General features: G+C 32.9%; 7 protein-coding genes. All 7 read left to right on the top strand.

Annotated features, from left to right (window positions below; translation table 11 throughout):
• Positions 1-218: DNA integrity scanning protein DisA nucleotide-binding domain protein (locus VK071_03905; GenBank protein HLR34458.1), on the top strand; the 218-nt coding region annotated here is incomplete at its 5' end.
• A complete protein-coding gene (locus VK071_03900; protein ID HLR34457.1) occupies positions 196-1476 on the top strand; it encodes a CdaR family protein in 1281 nt (426 codons plus the stop codon). The genes VK071_03905 and VK071_03900, both read left to right, overlap by 23 nt.
• A 13-nt stretch (positions 1477-1489) precedes the next feature.
• Positions 1490-2575, top strand: a complete 1086-nt coding sequence (gene buk, locus VK071_03895) for a butyrate kinase (protein HLR34456.1) — start codon at positions 1490-1492, stop codon at positions 2573-2575.
• Positions 2575-3480 carry a phosphate butyryltransferase gene (gene ptb / locus VK071_03890; GenBank protein HLR34455.1) on the top strand — a complete coding sequence of 302 codons (906 nt, stop codon included), beginning with the start codon at positions 2575-2577 and terminating at the stop codon, positions 3478-3480. The genes buk (VK071_03895) and ptb overlap by 1 nt, the downstream gene beginning before the upstream one ends.
• Before the next feature lie 11 nt (positions 3481-3491).
• The gene (gene buk, locus VK071_03885) at positions 3492-4586 is read left to right on the top strand and encodes a butyrate kinase (protein ID HLR34454.1); all 1095 of its coding nucleotides are present in this window, start codon (positions 3492-3494) and stop codon (positions 4584-4586) included.
• Positions 4565-5257 (top strand): ATP-binding protein, encoded by a 693-nt coding sequence (locus VK071_03880; GenBank protein ID HLR34453.1) that lies wholly within the window; start codon positions 4565-4567, stop codon positions 5255-5257. Before buk (VK071_03885) ends, VK071_03880 begins: the two co-directional genes overlap by 22 nt.
• A gap of 27 nt (positions 5258-5284) precedes the next feature.
• Positions 5285-5480 (top strand): 4Fe-4S binding protein (locus VK071_03875; protein HLR34452.1); only part of this gene is annotated, 196 nt, incomplete at its 3' end.

The following is a 5480-nucleotide window of genomic DNA, read 5'->3' as shown; positions in this document are numbered from 1 at the left end:
GAGCAGCTCTTGGTATTTCTGAAAAATCCGATGGTTTAGCAATCGTTGTTTCAGAAGAAACAGGGGCAATATCTATTGCTGAAAATGGCAGTCTTGCTAGATACTTAGATGTGAAAACATTAAAACAAATATTATTAGATGTATATAAACCCAAGAAACAAAAACAAAGTTTTATTGTAAAGTGGAGGCGTAAAAATGAGCAAGGAGAAGGAGAATAATATTACCATTAAAATCTTTGCCTTAGTAATAGCTATAATTATGTGGACTTATGTAGCTAGCGAAGTTAATCCAGAAATTACAAAAGAATTTAGGAATATAGATGTAATCTTTACTAATGTTGATAATCTAGAAAATGCAGGAATTGTAGCCTTAAACCCAGAAGAAGCTACAGTAAATGTAAAATTAGCTGGCAGAAGAAGTGATATGGTTAAAATATCAGAAGATGATATTACTGCCAAAATAGATTTAGAAGGATATAGTGAAGGAACTAAGAAGGTACCTGTTGATGTAGAAATAAATAGTAGTAGAGTAAGATTAGTTGACTATGATCCTAAAGTAATTCCTTTTGAATTTGATGATATTTCTAGGAAAGAAGAAATGGTAGCCATAAAAACAGAAGGGAAGTTAGAATCAGGTTATGTTATGGGAGATATAGAGGTTAAATCTTCCTCAGTATTTCTTAAAGGACCTAAGACTTTAATGGATTCTATTTCTGAGATTGTGGCTATTGCTGATATAGCAGGAAGGACTACGGATATTAATTTGAATCTGCCTATAAAGATTTTAGATGAAAATGGAAAAGAAATAAAAGGTATTGACAAAAATCCAACTAAGGTTCAAGTATATATTCCCGTATACAAAATAAAAACTGTTCCTGTAGAAATACAGACAGAGGGTCAATTGCCTGATGATTATAATATATCAAATATGAAAGCATATCCTGGAAATGTTAAAATAAAAGGTAAAAAAGAAGTTATCGATAAAATTAATTATATACAGACAGCATCAATAAATGTAAATGATTTAATAGGAAATAATGGAGGGTATTTAGAATTAGAATTACCAAAAGGTGTAGAATTAGTTGATCCAAATGAGAAAGTTAAGATTATCTTTGACGCAAAAAAACGTGAGGATTCTGAAGAAGAAATAGAAGAAGAGCCGGTGACAGAAAAAGAACAACCGGTAGAGAAAGTTCAAACCCTATCCTTTAAATACGGTCTAGATGATGTGGAAATAAAGGGTTTAGATCCGGAGTTTCACTTAGATAGGAATGAATCTACTAATACTATAACTATTTCAGCGAAAGGACTAGAAAGTAGAGTTAGAGGATTATCAAAGAAGGATTTTACCCCAGAAATTAATCTACAAGATTTATCTGAGGGAACCCATAATGTAAAGGTGAATGTAAAAAAATTAGATGGAGTAGAATTAATAATTACACCAACAAGTATGAAAGTTGTTTTAACAAAGGATTAGGAAGGGTGATGAAATGTCAAGACCTTATATACTTGCAATAAATCCAGGTTCTACTTCTACAAAGGTGGCAATCTATGAGAAAGAGAAACTTTTAAAAGAAAATAAGATTTTTCATAGTGGAGAAATAATAGGGCAGTTTAGTAAAGTTTCAGATCAGTATGAGTATAGGCTAGATTTAATTTACAAGTGGATGGATGAAATTAATATAACTACTTCTTCCTTAAGGGCTGTTGTGGGAAGAGGTGGTTTACTAAGGTCCATACCTGGTGGGACTTATTTAGTTACGGATAAAATGTTAGAAGACTTAGGTAAAGGTATTCAGGGAGAACATGCTTCGAATTTAGGTGGTATTTTAGCTAAAGGAATAGCAGATAGGGAAAAAATTAAGGCCTATATAGTAGATCCAGTATCTGTTGATGAATTTGAGGATATTGCAAGAATATCTGGCCTAAAGGAAATTGAAAGAAGATCTTTAGTACATGCATTAAATATAAAGGCTGTCTCTTACAGGAGAGCAGGAGAGCTTGGGAAAAAATTAGAAGATTTAAATTTGATAGTAGCTCATTTAGGAGGAGGGATATCTATTGCTCCTATTAAGGAAGGGAAAATAATTGATGTAAACAACGCAGGAGAAATGGGGCCCTTTTCACCAGAGAGAGCAGGAGGTCTTCCAGTAGGAGATTTAGTAAAACTTTGTTACTCAGGAGAATATACCCATGAAAAAGTTAAAAAAATGCTTAAAGGCAAAGGTGGATTAGTGAGCTATTTAGGTACTATGGATGGAAGAGAAGTTGAGAATAAAATTGCCAAAGGAGATAAAAAAGCTGAACTGGTTTATAATGCTATGTGCTACCAAATAGGTAAGGAAATAGGGGCAATGGCTGCTGTATTAAATGGACAAGTAGAGAATATTGTACTTACAGGTGGATTAACTTATTCCAAACACTTGACAAGTTATATAAAGGATATGATAGAATTTATTGCAAAGGTAATAGTTTATCCTGGAGAGGATGAAATGGAAGCACTAAATCTAGGTGCTCTTAGAGTATTAGAGAATGTAGAGAAGGAAAAAATTTATGAAGATGAGGTGTTGTTTTAATGGCTAAAAGTTTTACTGATTTATTAAATTTAGCACAAAAAAAAGGGCCGAAAAAAATATCCGTTGCAGTTGCTGAGGATATTGATGTTCTTGGTGCAGTAAAAGAAGCTACAGAAAAAGGTATTGCTGAACCTATCTTAGTTGGAGATGAAAAAAAGATAAGAGAAATTGCAAAAGAATTAAATTTTGATTTATTGAATATTGAAATTATTAACGAAAAGGATGGGGAAAAGGCTTGTAGAAAAGCTGTATCATTAGTAAGTTCTGGGCAAGCAGAAGTACTTATGAAGGGTTTAATAGATACAGCAGTTATTATGAAACAAGTTTTAGATAAAGAAATAGGATTGAGAACTGGAAAATTAATAAGTCATGTAGTAGTTTTCAGTGTTCCTACTTATCATAAGGTACTATTTGTAACAGATGCTGCTATGAATATAGCTCCGAGTTTAGATCAAAAGAAAGAAATTATTGATAATGCTGTAGAGCTTGCTCATAGTTTAGATATTGAAGAACCAAAGGTGGCTGTTATTGGGGCAAAGGAAAAGGTTTCCAATAAGATGGAGGCAACAGTTCATGCTAAAGAATTAGAAAATATGAATAAAAGAGGAGAAATATTAGGTTGTGTTGTAGAAGGACCTTTTGCTTTAGATAATGCTATTTCAAAGGAGGCAGCTATACATAAAGGTGTGGAAAGTGACATGGCTGGAGATGTAGATATTTTATTAGTACCAAATATTGAAGCAGGAAATGTGCTTTATAAATCTTTGACTTATTTTGCTAAAGCAAAAAGTGCTGGAATTATAGCAGGAACTAAGGCACCAATAGTTCTAACTTCTAGAACAGATACTAAAGAAGCAAAACTATATTCTATTGCCTTAGGGGTTCTTAGGGCATCAAAGATTTAAAGGAGGATTAAATGAAAAAAACTTTTAGGTTACTTGTAATAAATCCAGGTTCAACTTCTACAAAAATTGCTGTCTTCGATGATGAATTAAGTATCTTTGAAGAAACTTTAAGGCATTCCGTAGAAGAACTTTCAAAGTTTGATAGAATATATGATCAATATCAATTTAGAGAAGAAATCATCTTAGGAGCTTTAAAGAAGAATAATATAGATGTGAATTCATTAGATGCAGTAGTGGGCAGAGGAGGGCTTTTAGAGCCTATAGAAGGTGGAACTTATAGAGTGAGTGAAAGAATGATTAAAGATTTAAAAGTTGGAGTATTAGGGGAGCATGCTTCTAACTTAGGTGGGATTATTGCTAATGAAATAGCTATGAGTATAGACAAGCCTTCCTATATTGTAGATCCAACGGTAGTAGATGAATTAGAGGATATAGCTAGAATTTCTGGAATGGTTGAAATAGAAAGAAAAAGTATAGTTCATGCACTGAATCAAAAAGCTGTTGCAAGAAAATTTGCAAAAAGTGAAGATAAAAAATATGAAGATATGAATTTAATAGTAGCTCACTTAGGTGGAGGAATTTCCGTGGGGGCCCATAGAAACGGCAGGATAATAGATGTAAACAATGCCCTAGATGGAGAAGGACCATTTTCGCCTGAAAGAACAGGTGGCCTTCCAGTTGGAGATTTAGCCAATCTTTGTTACTCCGGAAAGTACACTCATAATGAAATGAAAAAGAAAATAAAAGGTAAAGGTGGGCTAGTTTCTTACTTAGGTACTAACGACGCTAGAGAAGTTAGAGAGATGATTGAAACTGGTAATAATGAAGCTAAATTAATATATGAAGCAATGGCCTATCAGGTAGCAAAAGAAATAGGAAGTTGTTCAGCAGTTTTAAAAGGTGAAGTAGATGGAATAATTCTTACAGGTGGAATAGCCCATGATGAATTATTTATAGGATGGATTATAGAAAGAATTAATTTTATAAGTAAGGTTAAAGTTTATCCTGGAGAAGATGAGTTATTTGCATTAGCTGAAGGAGGATTAAGAGTTTTAAAAGGTGATGAGGAGGTTAAGGAATACTATTGGAATCCGGTGACAGTATGATAGAAGATAAAAGAGTACGAATTATAATAGGACATTATGGTAGTGGAAAAACAGAATTTAGTATAAACTATGCTGTTAAGCTGGCTAGAAATGGGAGAAAGGTTGCACTAGCTGATTTAGATATAGTAAATCTTTATTTTAGGTCTAGAGAAAAGAAGGAATTATTAAAAAAAGAAGGTATAAAGGTAATCTCTAGTTCTATTGAGGCTTCAGCAGTAGATATTCCTGCTGTATCTCCAGAAGTTTATGGTCCTTTCCAAGATGAAAGCTATGACTATATTATAGATGTTGGTGGAGACCACGTAGGGGCTAGAGCTTTAGGAAGATATTATAAATATTTGGAAGAAGATAAATATGATATGTTCTACGTATTAAATGCTAATAGGCCAGAAACTGAAACAGCAGATAAAGCTATAGAATATTTTAAGAAAATAGAGGATAATGCAAGAGCTAAAATCACTGGTATAGTTAATAATACTCATATGTTAAAAAGTACTACTGTTGAAGATGTATTAAAAGGCCAAAAACTAGCTCAAGAAGTATCAAATAAGCTTGATATTCCAATTAAATATATATCCACATTAGAAAATGTGGCAAAGGAATTACCTAAAAACATGGAGGGAGAAATCTTTCCAATAAAGCTTTACATGAGGGAAAATTGGATGCTTTAATTTAATAAAACATAAGGAGGGTTTTTGATGGCCAAAGTAAAAGGAAGAGTAACATTTGATGAAAGCCTTTGCAAAGGATGTGGACTATGTGTAAGCGTATGTCCTACAAAGATCATATCCTTAGATGATAGCAAAATAAACTCTAAAGGTTATCATCCAGCAACAATAGTGGATATGGAAAAGTGTATAGGATGTGCAAATTGTGCTATTATGTGTCCAGATG

It is taken from the genome of Tissierellales bacterium (assembly GCA_035301805.1).
Classification (GTDB): Bacteria; Bacillota; Clostridia; order Tissierellales; family DATGTQ01; genus DATGTQ01.
Note: the sequence above shows the minus strand (reverse complement) of the source record. Positions and strands in the feature narration are given on the sequence as shown.